18 protein-coding genes are annotated in these 15,541 nt (G+C 69.0%); all 18 read left to right on the forward strand.

Annotated features, from left to right (window positions below; genetic code table 11):
• Window positions 1-23 precede the first annotated feature (23 nt).
• The 18 genes from AC3B6C_RS18700 to yajC all read left to right on the forward strand — a co-directional run bounded on the left by AC3B6C_RS18700 (window position 24) and on the right by yajC (window position 15,538).
• Complete coding sequence (locus tag AC3B6C_RS18700) at window positions 24-548, forward strand: TIGR02611 family protein (protein ID WP_055474656.1); 525 nt, start codon at window positions 24-26, stop codon at window positions 546-548.
• A gap of 121 nt (window positions 549-669) precedes the next feature.
• A complete protein-coding gene (thrS, locus tag AC3B6C_RS18705) occupies window positions 670-2,763 on the forward strand; it encodes a threonine--tRNA ligase (protein WP_014926605.1) in 2,094 nt (697 codons plus the stop codon).
• Window positions 2,756-3,319: an ATP adenylyltransferase gene (locus tag AC3B6C_RS18710; protein WP_004018806.1), complete on the forward strand. Its 564-nt coding sequence runs from the start codon at window positions 2,756-2,758 to the stop codon at window positions 3,317-3,319. Before thrS ends, AC3B6C_RS18710 begins: the two co-directional genes overlap by 8 nt.
• Window positions 3,320-3,414: 95 nt before the next feature.
• Complete coding sequence (gene pgsA, locus AC3B6C_RS18715) at window positions 3,415-4,134, forward strand: phosphatidylinositol phosphate synthase (RefSeq protein ID WP_044506577.1); 720 nt, start codon at window positions 3,415-3,417, stop codon at window positions 4,132-4,134.
• Window positions 4,131-5,054, forward strand: coding sequence for a phosphatidylinositol mannoside acyltransferase (locus AC3B6C_RS18720; protein ID WP_010840927.1), 924 nt, complete (start codon window positions 4,131-4,133; stop codon window positions 5,052-5,054). Before pgsA ends, AC3B6C_RS18720 begins: the two co-directional genes overlap by 4 nt.
• Before the next feature lie 46 nt (window positions 5,055-5,100).
• Complete coding sequence (locus AC3B6C_RS18725; protein ID WP_488373732.1) at window positions 5,101-6,225, forward strand: glycosyltransferase family 4 protein; 1,125 nt, start codon at window positions 5,101-5,103, stop codon at window positions 6,223-6,225.
• Window positions 6,225-6,770, forward strand: a complete 546-nt coding sequence (locus AC3B6C_RS18730) for a LemA family protein (protein ID WP_488373733.1) — start codon at window positions 6,225-6,227, stop codon at window positions 6,768-6,770. The genes AC3B6C_RS18725 and AC3B6C_RS18730 overlap by 1 nt, the downstream gene beginning before the upstream one ends.
• Before the next feature lie 94 nt (window positions 6,771-6,864).
• On the forward strand, window positions 6,865-7,776 hold the full coding sequence (gene pdxS, locus AC3B6C_RS18735) for a pyridoxal 5'-phosphate synthase lyase subunit PdxS (protein WP_010840930.1): 912 nt from the start codon (window positions 6,865-6,867) through the stop codon (window positions 7,774-7,776).
• Window positions 7,777-7,905: 129 nt separating this feature from the next.
• Window positions 7,906-8,772 (forward strand): PP2C family protein-serine/threonine phosphatase, encoded by an 867-nt coding sequence (locus AC3B6C_RS18740; protein WP_010840931.1) that lies wholly within the window; start codon window positions 7,906-7,908, stop codon window positions 8,770-8,772.
• Between the two features lie 11 nt (window positions 8,773-8,783).
• Entirely contained in the window at window positions 8,784-9,551 is a 768-nt protein-coding gene (locus tag AC3B6C_RS18745; protein WP_010840932.1) for an FHA domain-containing protein, read from the forward strand.
• Between the two features lie 172 nt (window positions 9,552-9,723).
• Window positions 9,724-10,212: a helix-turn-helix transcriptional regulator gene (locus tag AC3B6C_RS18750; protein WP_488373734.1), complete on the forward strand. Its 489-nt coding sequence runs from the start codon at window positions 9,724-9,726 to the stop codon at window positions 10,210-10,212.
• Window positions 10,213-10,275: 63 nt separating this feature from the next.
• Complete coding sequence (locus tag AC3B6C_RS18755; RefSeq protein WP_488373735.1) at window positions 10,276-11,130, forward strand: acyl-CoA thioesterase; 855 nt, start codon at window positions 10,276-10,278, stop codon at window positions 11,128-11,130.
• Window positions 11,127-11,747 carry a pyridoxal 5'-phosphate synthase glutaminase subunit PdxT gene (gene pdxT / locus AC3B6C_RS18760; protein WP_055474651.1) on the forward strand — a complete coding sequence of 207 codons (621 nt, stop codon included), beginning with the start codon at window positions 11,127-11,129 and terminating at the stop codon, window positions 11,745-11,747. The genes AC3B6C_RS18755 and pdxT overlap by 4 nt, the downstream gene beginning before the upstream one ends.
• A 156-nt stretch (window positions 11,748-11,903) precedes the next feature.
• Window positions 11,904-12,659 (forward strand): YebC/PmpR family DNA-binding transcriptional regulator, encoded by a 756-nt coding sequence (locus tag AC3B6C_RS18765; RefSeq protein WP_010840936.1) that lies wholly within the window; start codon window positions 11,904-11,906, stop codon window positions 12,657-12,659.
• A gap of 101 nt (window positions 12,660-12,760) precedes the next feature.
• Window positions 12,761-13,330 (forward strand): crossover junction endodeoxyribonuclease RuvC, encoded by a 570-nt coding sequence (ruvC, locus tag AC3B6C_RS18770; protein WP_010840937.1) that lies wholly within the window; start codon window positions 12,761-12,763, stop codon window positions 13,328-13,330.
• Window positions 13,327-13,920, forward strand: coding sequence for a Holliday junction branch migration protein RuvA (gene ruvA, locus AC3B6C_RS18775; protein WP_014926611.1), 594 nt, complete (start codon window positions 13,327-13,329; stop codon window positions 13,918-13,920). Before ruvC ends, ruvA begins: the two co-directional genes overlap by 4 nt.
• The gene (gene ruvB / locus AC3B6C_RS18780) at window positions 13,921-15,009 is read left to right on the forward strand and encodes a Holliday junction branch migration DNA helicase RuvB (RefSeq protein ID WP_014926612.1); all 1,089 of its coding nucleotides are present in this window, start codon (window positions 13,921-13,923) and stop codon (window positions 15,007-15,009) included.
• A 148-nt stretch (window positions 15,010-15,157) separates the two neighbouring features.
• Entirely contained in the window at window positions 15,158-15,538 is a 381-nt protein-coding gene (gene yajC / locus AC3B6C_RS18785) for a preprotein translocase subunit YajC (RefSeq protein WP_010840940.1), read from the forward strand.
• Window positions 15,539-15,541: the final 3 nt, after the last annotated feature.

Raw genomic sequence — 15,541 nt, forward strand, 5'->3', positions numbered from 1 at the left:
CCGAACGAACAGGGTGGGAGACGATGCCGACACCGGGGGCGAGCGAGTCCGGAGTGAACGAGACCTCCACACCGGACCCGGCGCGGAGCGTTTCGTCGAATCCTGCTGCCGGGCGCGCCGACGTCGACCGCGGATCCCGCCGGCACCGCCTGCGAATCCTCGCCCGCCACCGTCGGTTCGTGGTGCGCAGCAACCCTCGCTGGCACGGCATCTACCGCATCGCGGTCGGGACCATCGGCACGATCGTCCTGCTCTGCGGCATCCTCGCGATCCCGTACCCGGGCCCCGGATGGCTCATCGTGTTCCTCGGGCTGGGAATCCTGTCGTCCGAGTTCGAGTGGGCGCACCGGCTGCTGAAGTTCGCGCGGGCCAAGTACGACGCCTGGATGGAATGGATCGGCCGCCAGCACTGGTCGGTGCAGGCCATCTTCTGGCTCGGCACCTGCGCGATCGTGATCGCGACCCTGTGGTTGCTCGGAGCCCTGCACACCGTCGCCGGCTGGGTGGGCCTGGACTACAGCTGGCTGGCGAGTCCCGTCTTCGGCTGATCGCGAGGGCCACAAGGTAGGGGTGCACTCCACGACGACGCGGCGCGGATACCATCAGAGTCGCAAACGTCCCGACCCGGACGCGTCTTCGCGTGTCCGCCCCGACCCTAGGAGCGCCCCCGTGCCCGACGACGTCCAGGTGACCAGCCCCGCCACGATCCGTGTGCCGGCTGGGACGACCGCGGGCACCGCACTGCGCGAGGCCGAGTTCCCCAACAAGGGGCCGGAGGCCATCGTCGTCGTCCGTGACGCGGACGGCGATCTGCGCGACCTGTCGTGGGCGCCCGACGCCGACACCGACGTCGAACCGGTTGCCGCGAACACCGAGGCCGGCCGCAGCGTGATCCGGCATTCGTCCGCACACGTTCTCGCACAGGCGGTCCAGGAGCTCTTCCCGGAGGCCAAGCTCGGCATCGGTCCGCCGATCAAGGACGGCTTCTACTACGACTTCGACGTCGCCGAGCCCTTCACACCCGAGGACATCGCCGCCCTCGAGAAGAAGATGAAGCAGATCATCAAGTCGGGTCAGCGATTCTCGCGGCGGGTGTACGCGTCGAAGGACGAGGCCCGTGCCGAGCTGGCCGGTGAGCCGTTCAAGCTCGAGCTCATCGACGACAAGGGCGCCGCCGACGACGCCGAGGTCATGGAGGTCGGCGGTGGCGAACTGTCGGTCTACGACAACCTCAATCCTCGTACCGGCGAACGCATCTGGTGCGATCTGTGCCGCGGGCCGCACGTCCCGACCACCAAGTACATCGCGGCCTTCAAGCTGACCCGCAGCTCGGCGGCCTACTGGCGCGGTGACCAGGACAACGCCGACCTCCAGCGCATCTACGGCACCGCGTGGGAGTCCGTCGAAGCCCAGGACGCCTATCTGGAACTGCTCGCCGAGGCGGAGAAGCGCGACCACCGCAAGTTGGGCGCCGAACTCGACCTGTTCAGCTTCCCCGACGAACTCGGGTCCGGCCTGCCGGTGTTCCACCCCAAGGGCGGCATCATCCGCAAGGAGCTCGAGGACTATTCGCGTGCCCGCCATGTCGCGGCCGGATACGACTTCGTCAACACGCCGCACATCACCAAGTCGCACCTCTACGAGGTGTCCGGACACCTCGACTGGTACCGCGACGGCATGTTCCCGCCCATGCACGTCGACGCCGAGTACGACGAGGACGGGGCGGTTCGCAAACCCGGGCAGGACTATTACCTCAAGCCGATGAACTGCCCGATGCACAACCTGATCTTCCGTGGCCGGGGCCGTTCATATCGCGAACTGCCGCTGCGGATGTTCGAGTTCGGCGCGGTGTACCGGTACGAGAAGTCCGGTGTCATCCACGGTCTGACGCGCGTGCGCGGCATGACCCAGGACGACGCGCACATCTACTGCACGCGCGAGCAGATGCGCGACGAGCTGACCTCGACGCTGCAGTTCGTTCTCGACCTGCTCAAGGACTACGGCCTCGACGACTTCTATCTCGAGCTCTCCACCAAGGACCCGAAGAAGTTCGTCGGGTCCGACGAGGCGTGGGAGGAGGCGACGGCCACCCTCGCCGAAGTCGCGCAGGCGTCCGGGCTCGATCTCGTCCCCGACCCCGGCGGCGCGGCCTTCTACGGCCCGAAGATCTCGGTGCAGGCGCGCGACGCACTCGGCCGTACCTGGCAGATGTCGACCATCCAGCTCGACTTCAACCTGCCCGAGCGCTTCGAACTCGAGTACACCGCGTCCGACGGAGCCAAGCACCGCCCGGTGATGATCCACCGCGCGTTGTTCGGTTCGATCGAGCGGTTCTTCGGTGTGCTGACCGAGCACTACGCGGGTGCGTTCCCGGCCTGGTTGTCGCCGGTCCAGGTCGTGGGCATCCCGGTCGCCGAGACGTTCGCCGGGCACCTGCAGGGGGTCGTCGATTCGCTGGCGTCCGCCGGAATCCGTGCCGAGGTCGACAACTCCGACGACCGGATGCAGAAGAAGATCCGCAACCACACCACCGGCAAGGTGCCGTTCATGCTGCTGGCCGGCGAACGCGACGTCGAGGCCGGCGCGGTGAGCTTCCGCTTCCGCGACGGCACCCAGGTCAACGGCGTCCCGGTCGCCGACGCGGTGTCCGTGCTCGTCGAGTGGGTTCGGAGCAGGCGCAACGAGTCGCCCACCAAGGAGCTGATCGAGACCGCCCTGGGCGACGTGGAGACGGTCGTGGTGGCGGGGGCACTCGATGAGTGACGCCGCGTTCGGGGACGCGCCCGGCGAGATCCGGGACGAGGGTGTCGGCGTCGGCGATCGCCTGCAGCGGTTGTGGAGTCCGCACCGGATGACCTACATCGCCGACCCGCAGCCGGCGGAGAAGACCGGGCACCCGTTCCTCGACATCCCGACCATGTCGGACGAGGACGGCCTCATCGTGGCGCGCGGCGAGGCCGTCTACGCGGTGCTGAACCTGTACCCGTACAACCCGGGGCACACCATGGTGGTGCCGTACCGGCAGGTCGCCGACCTCGAGGACCTGACCGCCACCGAATCGGCCGAGCTGATGTCGTTCACCCAGCGGATGATCCGGACCATCAAGTCGGTGTCGAACCCGAACGCCTTCAACGTCGGTCTGAACCTCGGCTACGCGGCGGGTGGCTCGCTGTCCGAGCACCTCCACCAGCACATCGTGCCGCGGTGGATGGGTGACGCGAACTTCATCACGATCGTGGGCGAGACGAAGGTCATGCCGCAGTTGCTTCGGGACACCCGCGGACTGCTGGCCGACGCGTGGCAACGTCTGGGTGACTGACGTACGCGGCGTGATCAGGTGAGGCGATGTCAGACGATGGATGACCGGGAAGCGTCGGGGTGCGGCGCACGGCGAGATGGGGGAGGAACTCCGCGATGCTGAGCATTCTGGGTCGGGCGTCGGTCTCGAAGGTGACCCTCCCGATGGGTCGGGCGCTCCTGCGGACCGGACTCACGCCGGACTCGGTGACGGTGATCGGCACGCTCGCCGGCGTCGCGGCCGCGCTCACGCTGTTCCCGATGGGCCATCTGTTCGTGGGCACGCTGGTCATCTGGCTGTTCGTGATGTTCGACATGCTCGACGGGGCGATGGCGCGTGCCCGGGGTGGCGGTACGCGATTCGGCGCGGTGCTGGACGCGACCTGTGACCGCGTCGCCGACGGTGCCATCTTCGCGGGGCTGGCGTGGTGGTGCGCGGTCACCGAACCCCATCACCTGCTGCTCGTCGCGACCCTGATCTGTCTGGTGACCTCGCAGGTCATCTCCTACGCCAAGGCCCGCGCGGAGGCCAGTGGCCTCTACGGCGACGGCGGTCTCATCGAACGGCCCGACCGGCTGATCATCGTGCTCGTCGGCACCGGGCTCACCGGTCTCGGGTTGTGGTGGGCCGTACATGTCGCGATGTGGTTTCTCGCGATCGCCAGCGTGATCACCGTCGGCCAGCGCATGTGGTCGATCGCCCAGTCGCCGGGTGCGCGCGACCTCATCCCGATCACCCCGAAACCCGGGGACACCGCCGAGACCGGTACCGACCTCGGGGACTCCGACCCGCCGGCCGGCTCGGGCGGACAGAACCCACCTGCGGGACAACGATGACCGATTTCGGCGCGCTGGCGGCCGACCTCGGGTACCGGGCGGGCTGGGCCGCGGTCCGATGGGCACCAGAGCGGGCGGCGAGGGCTGTCTTCGACCGTGCCGGAGCCTATGCGGGACGCCGTCGCGGCGGTCCGGATCAGTTGCGGCGCAATCTCGCCCGTGTCCTCGGCGTCGAACCCGCGCAGGTTCCCGACGACCTCGTCGCCGACGCGATGCGCTCGTACGCGCGCTACTGGTGCGAGGCTTTCCGGCTGCCGGCACAGGATCGCGCGACCGTCACGTCGACCGTCACGCTCCCGGCGCCGGACCGGGCTCGGCTCGATGCTGCCGTGGCCCGCGGCAAGGGTGTGGTCCTGGCCCTGCCGCACACGGGCAACTGGGACATGGCCGGTGTGTGGCTGGTCCATCACTACGGCAGGTTCGCGACCGTCGCCGAACGACTCAAGCCGGAGTCGCTGTTCGACCAGTTCGTCGCCTACCGGGAGTCGCTCGGTTTTGAGATCTTCCCGTTGAGCGGTGGCGAGCAGCCTCCCTTCGGACGCCTGGCCGATCGGCTGCGCGCCGGCGGCATCGTGTGCCTGCTCGGCGAGCGTGACATCGCCCGGCACGGGGTGCCGGTCACCTTCTTCGGCGGGCGAACCAGGATGCCTGCCGGGTCGGCGCGGCTGGCGATCGAGACCGGCGCAGCGCTGCTGCCGGCCCATCACTGGTTCGAGGAGGCGCCCTACTCCCGGATGAGCTGCGGCGAGCCGATCGACACCTCCGGCGGCATCGAGTCCGCCACGCAGGCGCTCGCCGACGCGTTCGCGGTCAACATCGCCGCACACCCCGCGGACTGGCACATGCTGCAGCCGCTCTGGGAAGCGGACTGGACCGACCGGCAGCGTGGTCGTGTGGAGCAGGACGGACCGCCACCGTGACCGGCGGGGACGATCGGGATTGGGGAACGACGACCAGGGGAGTGCCATGCGAATCGGGATGATCTGCCCCTACTCCTTCGATGTGCCCGGCGGGGTCCAGGCCCATGTCACCGAACTCGCCGACGTCTTCCTCGACCGTGGTCACGAGGTGAGTGTGCTCGCCCCGGCCGCCCGCGACACCGAACTCCCGGAGTACGTCGTCCGGGCCGGGCCGGCGCTGGCGCTCCCGTACAACGGGTCGGTCTCCCGGGTGAACTTCAGCCCGAAGGGCTACCTGCGAATGCGCCGCTGGATCGCCGAGAACGGCTTCGACGTCCTGCACGTCCACGAACCGAACTCGCCGAGCATCTCGATGCTGTCGCTGATGGTGGCGTCGGGACCCATTGTCACCACGTTCCACACAGCCACCTCGAAGTCGTTGTGGCTGAGCGCTTTCCAGGGGATCCTGCGGCCCTACCACGAGCGGATCGCGGGCAAGATCGCCGTGTCCGAGCTCGCGCGCCGGTGGCAGATGGAGTCGCTGGGCTCGGATGCCGTCGAGATCCCGAACGGCATCAACGTCTCGTCCTTCGCCGACGCGGAGCCCCTCGACGGTTATCCGCACCCCGGAGGGACGATCCTGTTCCTCGGTCGCTTCGACGAACCACGCAAGGGCATCGACGTGCTGATGCGCGCGCTGCCCTCGGTCGTGGAGAAATTCCCCTACGTGCGAGTCCTCGTCGTCGGCGGCGGCAATCAGGCAGCGTTGCGCCGACGGGCGGGGGCGCTCGCCGAGCACCTCGTGTTCCTCGGACAGGTCGACGACGCGACCAAGGCGCGGGCGCTGGCCTCCGCCGACGTGTACTGCGCCCCCAATCTGGGCGGCGAGAGCTTCGGCATCGTCCTGGTCGAGGCGATGGCAGCCGGGGCGGCGGTGATCGCCAGCTCACTGAACGCCTTCCGCCGGGTTCTCGACGACGGCCGGGCGGGTCGGCTGGTCGAGACGGGCTCTCCGGACCAGCTCGCCGCCGGTCTGGTCGAGCTCCTCGCCGATCCGGAGGCACGTGAGGATCTCGTCGCCGCCGGGCGGGTGCGCGCCGACAGGTATGACTGGTCGCGGGTGGCCGATCAGATCCTCCGGGTCTACGACACCGTCACCGTGGGCGCCGGTCCCGTCGTGGTGTCGGACTGATGGCCACCTGGATCGTTCTCGGCGTGGTGGCCGTGCTGCTCGTGATCGGCTGGGCCTACCACACGGCGAATCGACTCGACCGCCTCAACGTGCGGGTCGACCTCGCCCGCCAGGCGCTCGAGTCGAGCCTCGACCGGCGCGCGGTGGTCGTGCGTGCGGTGTCCGCCGAGATGATCGCGGGCGAGGGGACCGCCGGATACCGCAGGTCCGCGGGCGACGACGTCGCCGCGCAGGCGCGGGAACTGGCGCTCCTGGCCGACCTGGCCGAGCGTGCGGCACCGTCGGAGCGTGAGCACGCCGAGAACACCGTGTCGGCCGCACTGGCGCGGACCGACCCGAATCGCCGGTCCGCAGCGCTCGTCGTCGAACTCGCCGACGCCGAGACACGGGTGATGATGGCGCGTCGTTTCTACAACGACGCCGTGCGCGACACCCGGGCTCTCGCGCAACGCCGGCCCGTCCGGTGGTTGCGGCTCGGCGGACACGCGACGCCCCCGGAGTACTTCGAGATCATCGAGCGCGTCACCCCAGGCCAGGCGGACTGACCCTCGTCAGGGGCGATCGGCCCCTCACCTAGACTGGTGGGGTACCGCCGCTGCGATCGCGGCAGGTCGAGACTGCGACACGAGGAGATCTTCAGTGAGTCACAACGGCGCGACCGTCCCCGAGGTCGGCCAGGGCACGGCCCGGGTCAAGCGCGGCATGGCAGAGATGCTCAAGGGCGGCGTGATCATGGACGTCGTGACCCCCGAGCAGGCGAAGATCGCCGAAGACGCCGGTGCGGTCGCGGTCATGGCGCTCGAGCGGGTGCCCGCCGACATCCGCGCACAGGGCGGCGTGTCCAGGATGAGCGATCCGGACATGATCGACGGCATCATCGCCGCGGTGTCGATCCCGGTGATGGCCAAGGCCCGCATCGGTCACTTCGTCGAGGCGCAGATCCTGCAGAGCCTGGGTGTCGACTACGTCGACGAGTCCGAGGTCCTGACCCCGGCCGACTACAGCAACCACATCGACAAGTGGGCCTTCACCGTGCCGTTCGTGTGCGGTGCGACCAATCTCGGTGAGGCCCTGCGCCGGATCACCGAGGGTGCGGCGATGATCCGCTCGAAGGGTGAGGCCGGCACCGGCGACGTGTCCAACGCGACCACGCACATGCGTAAGATCCGCGACGAGATCCGCCGGCTGACGTCTTTGCCGAAAGACGAGTTGTACGTCGCGGCAAAGGAGTTGCAGGCGCCCTACGACCTCGTCGTCGAGGTGGCCGAGGCCGGCAAGCTGCCGGTCACGCTGTTCACCGCAGGCGGGATCGCCACCCCGGCCGACGCCGCGATGATGATGCAGCTGGGCGCCGAGGGCGTGTTCGTGGGATCGGGGATCTTCAAGTCGGGCAACCCCGCACAGCGCGCCGCGGCGATCGTGCAGGCCACCACCTTCCACGACGACCCCGACGTGCTCGCGAAGGTCTCGCGCGGTCTGGGCGAGGCGATGGTCGGCATCAACGTCGACGACATCCCGCAGCCGCACCGCCTCGCCGAGCGCGGCTGGTGAGGATCGCGACCCGATCGTAGGTGGTCAGACGGACCGCCGTCCGCCGCGGCGCCCCGCCCAACACGCCGAGACCGAACAGTCGACATGCGTAGCGGGTCAGGGGCTCCGCGGCGGTAGTATCTGCTGATCATGGATGCGGCGACCATCGTTCGAGACGCCTCGGTCTCGGGCACACACATCGTGGGTGAATTGCGGCTCGAGTGGTCGGCCGCGTGCAACGTGGGGCGAGTCCGGGAGACCAACGAGGACGCGGCTCTCGCGCTGCCGGGGATGTACCTGCTCGCCGACGGCATGGGTGGACACGACAGCGGTGAACTGGCCAGCGAGGCGGCACTGCTCACGCTGTCGGAGGCCACCAGCGCCGGTGACCTCAAGGCAACCCAGCTGCAACTCGACGACCTGCTGCTCGCCGCCCAGCGCCGCATCGGGGAGATCGACACCGAGACCGAGCGCCGCGCCGGCACCACCGCGACCGGCATCGTGCTCGTCACCCACGAGCAGAGCCCCCACTGGCTGGTGCTCAACATCGGCGACTCGCGGACCTACCGCTTCCAGAACGGGTCGCTCAACCAGCTCACCACCGACCACTCTCAGGTTCAGGAATTCATCGACGCCGGCTTCCTCACTCCCGAGCAGGCCCGAACCGACCCGCGCCGCAACGTGATCACCCGTGCGCTGGGGGCGGGCATGGTCGACCCGGTGGCCGACTACTCGAGCACGCCGGCCTTCCCCGGCGACGTGCTGCTGCTGTGCACCGACGGCCTGACCGGAGAGCTGCCCGACGAGGAGATCGGCGACATCCTGCGCAACGCGGCCGACTCCCAGCAGGCGGCCGAGCGACTCGTCGACGCCGCGCTGGCACTCGGTGCACACGACAACGTCACCGTGATCGTCGTGACCGTCCACGAGTCGGTACCGACCCTGACGATGCCCGCGCTCGACGATTCGGCGCCGGGAGAGGCCGCCGGACAGGCACCGGCCCCCGACCCGAGCTGATCGGAGAGCTGATGACCACGGGGCAGGACCGAGCCGCGACCCCCGCAGAACCGGGCGACGCCGCGCTCGATGCCGGGGCGACCTACGTCGAGTACTGCGGCGAGCGCATCGCCCTCGACGCCGACCGCCGGTTCTTCATCGGGCGTGAGGCAGATCTGTCGATCGACGACAATCCCTACCTGCATCGGCGATTCCTGGTGATCCACAACGAGAACGGGCTGTGGTGGCTCACCAACCTGGGTACGCATCTGTCGGCGAGCGTGTCGGCGGGCGACGTCGGGTTCTCGGCGACGCTGGGCCCCGGTGCGCGGATGCCGCTGGTCTTCGGTGAGACGACCATCGTCTTCACCGCCGGCCCCACCACCTACGAGCTGAGCCTGTTCGCCCGCGCCCCCCAGGTGAAGTCGGTGACGCGCCCGGAATACAGCGGGGGACACACCACGCAGGGGGTGCCGACCCTCACCGAGAGTCAGAAGCTGCTGATCATCGTGCTGGCCGAGGAGATCCTGCGACGCGAGGGGACCGGCGCGAGTGCCATCCCGTCGTCGGCGCAGGCGGCCCGCCGGCTGGGGTGGCCGCTCACCAAGTTCAATCGCAAGCTCGACAACGTCTGCGACAAACTCGATCAACTCGGGGTGAGCGGAATGCGCGGCGGGGGTGGCAAACTCGCCAGCAACCGCCGGACCAAACTCGTGGAGTACGCGGTGTCGTCGCGCATCGTCACCCGTGAGGATCTCCCTCTCATCGACGCCGAGGCGGCACGCAACGCCGCCGGCTGAGTCCGGTGTCTCATCACTGCCCGTCTGACCTGCGGTTTCGTGGTGGGTAGTTCTCCCCACGGGTAGGGGAGTTCTCCCCATCGACCACCCGGGCGAAAGCTCATAATCTTCATCTCATCGCCGGGACAACCCGGGTGACCACCGGAAGACAATGAGTGAAGAGGAAGCACACATGACTGCGATCGCCCACCAGGCCCCCCAGCACCTGCGCTCGGTCAGCGCTCGTCGCGATGCGGAGGCCATCGCGCGCCGGAAGGAAGCACTGGCGCGTCTCGCAGCCCGCCGGATGCCGTTGCCCGGCCACCAGATCCAGCCGTCGCGCGCTGGTCAGCCGCTGGCACTCGGACATCGTCCGGGACATCCCCACCTGCACCGGGCGGTCACCGTGCCCGCCGCCGAGATCCCCGAGGCGGTAGCGTCATCGGTCGATCGGGCCAAGCCCAATCTCACCTCGCGCGAGGTCGAGGTTCTGCGCACCTGGATGCTGGTCGATTCCAAACCCGCTGTGGCACAGGAGCTCTACATCTCCCTCGGCACGGTCAACACCCACCTCACCCGCATCCGTGCGAAGTACGCCGAGATCGGCCGTCCGGCCCCGACGAAGGCGTCGCTGGTGGCCCGGGCCATCCAGGACGGGATCATGACGCTCGACGAGCTCTGATCGTCGCCGGCGCTTCGGTGGGCAGGGGAGTCCCCACCGGGGTCGTGCGCGATACTGGTCTGCGTGGCAGCCATCGAGGACATACTCCAGGTCGAGCAGATCGAGACCGACATCTACCGCGGCGGTGCGTTCCCGAGCCATCTCCGGCGGACCTTCGGCGGACAGGTCGCCGGACAGTCGCTGATGTCGGCGACCCGAACGGTGTCCGAGGAGTTCGACGTCCATTCCCTGCACGGCTACTTTCTGCGTCCCGGTGACCCGGACCGCCCGGCGGTGTTCCTCGTCGACCGGATCCGGGACGGGCGCTCGTTCGTCACCCGGCGGGTGACCGGCGTCCAGAACGGTGAGGCGATCTTCACCATGTCCGCGTCGTTCCACGTCCGCACCGACGAGGGTTACGAGCATCAGGACCGCATGCCTCCCGCGCCGCAACCGGACGAATTGACCGACCGCCTGGACGAACTGGGCGCGGAGGAACGCGCGGTGTTCAAGGAGTGGGCCAACTTCGACCTGCGCATCGTGCCGCGGGAGAAGATGGTCACGTCATCGTATTTCGCTGCGCAGCAACGGGTGTGGTTCCGCTACCGCCACCGGCTGCCCGACGACACCGTCTTCCACGTCGGCACCCTCGCCTACATGAGTGACATGACCCTCCTCGGGTCTTCGCGGGTGCCGCACCCGGAGTCCAACCCGCAGGTCGCCTCGCTCGATCACGCGATGTGGTTCATGCGGCCGTTCCGCGCCGACGACTGGCTGCTCTACGACCAGACGTCGCCGTCGGCGGGGTCGGGCCGAGCGCTGACCCAGGGACGGATCTTCGACATCCGGGGCAGACTCGTCGCCGCGGTCACCCAGGAGGGGCTGGCCCGCACCGGCCGCGCGATCCCTGCCGACCAGCACGCGCGGACTGATCGGTGAGCGGGCCGAGCCGACCGCGTATCGGGGTCCTTGCCCTGCAGGGCGACGTGCGCGAACACGTCTTCGCGCTCGAGGCGGCCGGCGCCGACGCCGTGGCCGTCCGACGCCCGGCCGAACTCGACGAGATCGACGGGATCATCATCCCCGGCGGTGAGTCGACGACGATGAGCAAGCTGCTCGGCATCTTCGATCTGTTCGACCCGCTGGCGGAAAAGCTGTCCGACGGACTGCCGGCCTACGGGTCGTGCGCCGGCATGATCATGCTCGCGTCCACGATCCTCGACACGCGGCCCGACGCACGACATCTCGATGCCCTCGATGTGACCGTGCGGCGCAACGCATTCGGCCGCCAGGTGGAGAGCTTCGAGACCGACCTCGAGTTCACCGGCATCACCGACACCGACGGCGCCGCGCCCATGCGCGCGGTGTTCATCCGTGCGCCCTGGGTCGAGACGATCGCCCCCGAGGTCGAGGTGCTGGCGCGCGTTCCCGACGGCCCGGCGGCCGGACGCATCGTCGCGGTCCGCCAGGGGAACGTGCTCGCGACGTCGTTTCACCCAGAGGTGACCGGCGACCGGCGCGTACATGAATACTTCGTGGAGATGGTGCGTCGGTAAGATCGTGCCGAACCAGCGGTAGACCACGAGCCCGGCACGCCGGGAACAATCCACCAGGGCGCCCAACCGACAGGGCGACCGAGTAGAGCCAGGAATGCGCCGGATGCGGGCCGCGGCCCGCCGCACGTGCCGGCGCCGGGAAAGGAATCGACGGACATGAGCGGCCACTCCAAATGGGCCACCACCAAGCACAAGAAGGCGGCCATCGACGCCAAGCGCGGCAAGATGTTCGCCAAGCTCATCAAGAACATCGAGGTGGCGGCACGGACCGGCGGCGGCGACCCGGCGGGCAACCCCACGCTGTTCGACGCCATCCAGAAGGCGAAGAAGTCGTCGGTCCCCAACGACAACATCGAGCGCGCGCGCAAGCGCGGCGGCGGTGAAGAGGCCGGCGGCGCGGACTGGCAGACCATCATGTACGAGGGCTATGGCCCCAACGGGGTGGCCGTCCTCATCGAGTGCCTCACCGACAACCGCAACCGCGCGGCGGGCGAGGTCCGGACTGCGATGACGCGCAACGGCGGCAACATGGCCGATCCCGGCTCGGTGTCCTACCTGTTCACCCGCAAGGGAGTGGTGACGCTGGAGAAGAACGGGCAGAGCGAGGACGACGTGCTGATGGCGGTGCTCGACGCGGGCGCCGAAGAGGTCACCGATCTCGGTGATTCCTTCGAGATCGTCAGTGAGCCAAGCGATCTCATCGCCGTCCGCAGCGCCCTCCAAGAGGCCGGGATCGACTACGACTCCGCCGAGGCGAGCTTCCGTGCGTCGGTCGAGGTGGCGGTGGACGCCGACGGTGCCCGCAAGGTGTTCAAGCTGATCGACGCGCTCGAGGACTCCGACGACGTCCAGAACGTCTACAGCAACGTCGACATCAGCGACGAGGTCCTCGCCGAACTCGAGAACGACTGACGCCGAGACCCCGCGCGGTGTGTTGATCACCGGACTTGTCCGTCCTCCCCGATAAGATCTCGAACAACTGTTCGCAGAACACGATGCCTGGGAGGGTACGAGTGCGCGTCATGGGCGTCGATCCGGGTCTGACCCGGTGCGGTATCGCGCTGGTCGAGTCGGGTCGGGGCCGAACGGTGACCGCCCTCGACGTCGACGTGGTGCGAACCCCGAGCGACATGGAACTCGCCGAGCGGCTGCTCGCGATCTACACCTCCGCGTGTCACTGGCTCGACGTCCACCAGCCGGATGTGGTGGCCATCGAACGGGTCTTCGCGCAGAACCAGGTGTCCACCGCGATGGGGACCGCGCAGGCCGGCGGCGTCATCGCGCTCGCGGCGTCGCAACGTGATGTCCCGGTCCGATTCCACACCCCGTCGGAGGTGAAGGCGGCGGTGACCGGCAGCGGGCGCGCCGACAAGGCGCAGGTCACCGCGATGGTCACCCGGATTCTCGGCATGCAGACCAAACCGCGTCCTGCCGACGCCGCGGACGCGCTGGCGCTCGCGATCTGTCACTGCTGGCGCGGACCGATGATGGAACGGATGGCCGCCGCGCAGAAGCAGGCCGACGCGGCCGCGGCCCGTCACCGCGCGCGGGTGGCCCAAGCACGAGAGGGGAGTCGCGCATGATCGCGTCAGTCCGCGGACCGGTGCTCGAGATCGCCCTCGACCACGCCGTGATCGACTGCGGAGGAGTGGGTTATCGCGTGCTGGCCACACCCGCGACACTGTCCCGGCTCCACCGGGGCGACGAGGCGACGCTGCTGACCTCGATGATCGTCCGCGAGGACTCGATGACGCTCTACGGCTTCACCGAACCCGACGCCCGTTCCCTCTTTGCGCTCCTGCAGACGGTGACCGGCGTCGGTCCGCGACTGGCGATGGCCACCCTCGCGGTCCTCGAGCCCGATGCGCTGCGCCGCGCGCTCGCCGAGTCCGACACCAAGGCCCTCACCTCGGTTCCGGGTATCGGCAAGCGGGTGGCCGAACGGCTCTGCGTCGAACTGCGGGACAAGGTCGACCGGCCCACCGGCGAGCCGTCGGGCGGTGTCACGGTCGTCGGCGGCATCCGCGATCAGGTGGCCGAGGCCCTCGTCGGCCTCGGGTTCACGCCCGGCCCCGCCGAGAAGGCGGTCACCGCGGTACTCGCCGAACATCCCGATGCCGACGCGTCGACGGCGCTCCGGCACTCGTTGTCGCTGCTGGGAAAGGCGTCCTAGATGACCGAGGACCCGGACTACGTCGACGATCGCGACGTGAGCGCGATGCCGGTGCGGTCCGACGGTGACCTCGACGCCGGACTGCGGCCCCGATCGCTCGCCGAATTCGTCGGCCAGCCGCGCGTCTGCGAGCAACTCGAACTCGTGCTCCAGGGAGCCAAGGGTCGCGGCGGGACCCCCGATCACATCCTGCTGTCGGGTCCGCCCGGGCTCGGCAAGACGTCGCTGGCCATGATCATCGCCTCGGAGATGGGCGCCGCGATCCGCGTGACCTCGGGCCCGGCACTCGAGCGGGCCGGCGATCTCGCGGCCATGCTCTCCAATCTCGTCGAGGGCGATGTGCTGTTCATCGACGAGATCCACCGCATCGCGCGGCCGGCCGAGGAGATGCTCTACCTGGCGATGGAGGATTTCCGGGTCGACGTCGTGGTCGGCAAGGGCCCGGGTGCCACCTCGATCCCGCTGGATGTCGCGCCGTTCACCCTGGTCGGTGCGACGACGCGGTCGGGGTCGCTGACCGGTCCGCTGCGCGACCGCTTCGGTTTCACCGCGCACATGGAGTTCTACGAGCCGGAGGAACTGGTCCGGGTGTTGCGCCGGGCGGCGGCGATCCTCGGCATCGAACTGCGCGACGACGCCTCCGGCGAGATCGCCCGCCGCTCACGCGGCACCCCCCGCATCGCGAACCGGCTGCTGCGTCGGGTTCGGGACTACGCCGAGGTGCGCGGCGACGGTTCGATCACCGTGGAGGTCGCCCGCGCGGCCCTCGCGGTCTACGACGTCGACGAGCTGGGGTTCGACCGACTCGACCGGGCCGTGCTGGACGCCCTGATCCGCGCCTTCGGCGGCGGTCCGGTCGGTGTGTCGACGCTGGCCGTGGCGGTCGGCGAGGAGCCGGCGACCGTCGAGGAGGTCTGCGAGCCGTTCCTGGTGCGTGCGGGCATGATCGCCCGGACGCCACGCGGGCGGGTGGCCACGGCAGCCGCCTGGCATCACCTCGGTCTCACCCCGCCGGCAGGTGCGATGAACGCCACCTTCGGGGTGCGTCCGCGCGACGTCGCCGCGGAGACGTTGTTCGACGACCTCTGACCCCACCGGCACCACCTGCGGGGATGACCTCCCCGCAAGACGTGGCACACTGTGTGGAGCACAGCTGAGCTGATGCTGCCCGGATCCGTCCGGACAGGCCGCTCGCTCACGCCGTACATCCCGATACCCGAAGGATTGACTCGCACTCATGGACGCTCTGCTCTTCCCGCTCCTGCTCGCCCTGCTCGCCGGCTTCATGTTCCTGTCGATGCGGAAGCAGAAGAAGCGTGTGGCCGAGATGCAGGAGATGCAGAACTCGGTGTCCACGGGCACCCGCGTCCAGCTGACCTCCGGGCTCTTCGGCACCGTGATCGACGCGAGCTCGCCCGACGTCGTCGACGTCGAGATCGCGACCGGTGTGGTCACCCGCTGGAACCGGCTGGCCGTCATGCGTGTCGTCCCCACCGACGAAGCCGCCGCCACCTATGCGGGCCATGTCGCCCCGGAGATCGACTCCGACGACTACGACGTCGACTCGGTCAGCCTGGACAAGCCTGCCACCGACGACGCACGCGACACCGACAAGTAAGCC

This window comes from Gordonia sp. 11cp, assembly GCF_057767225.1.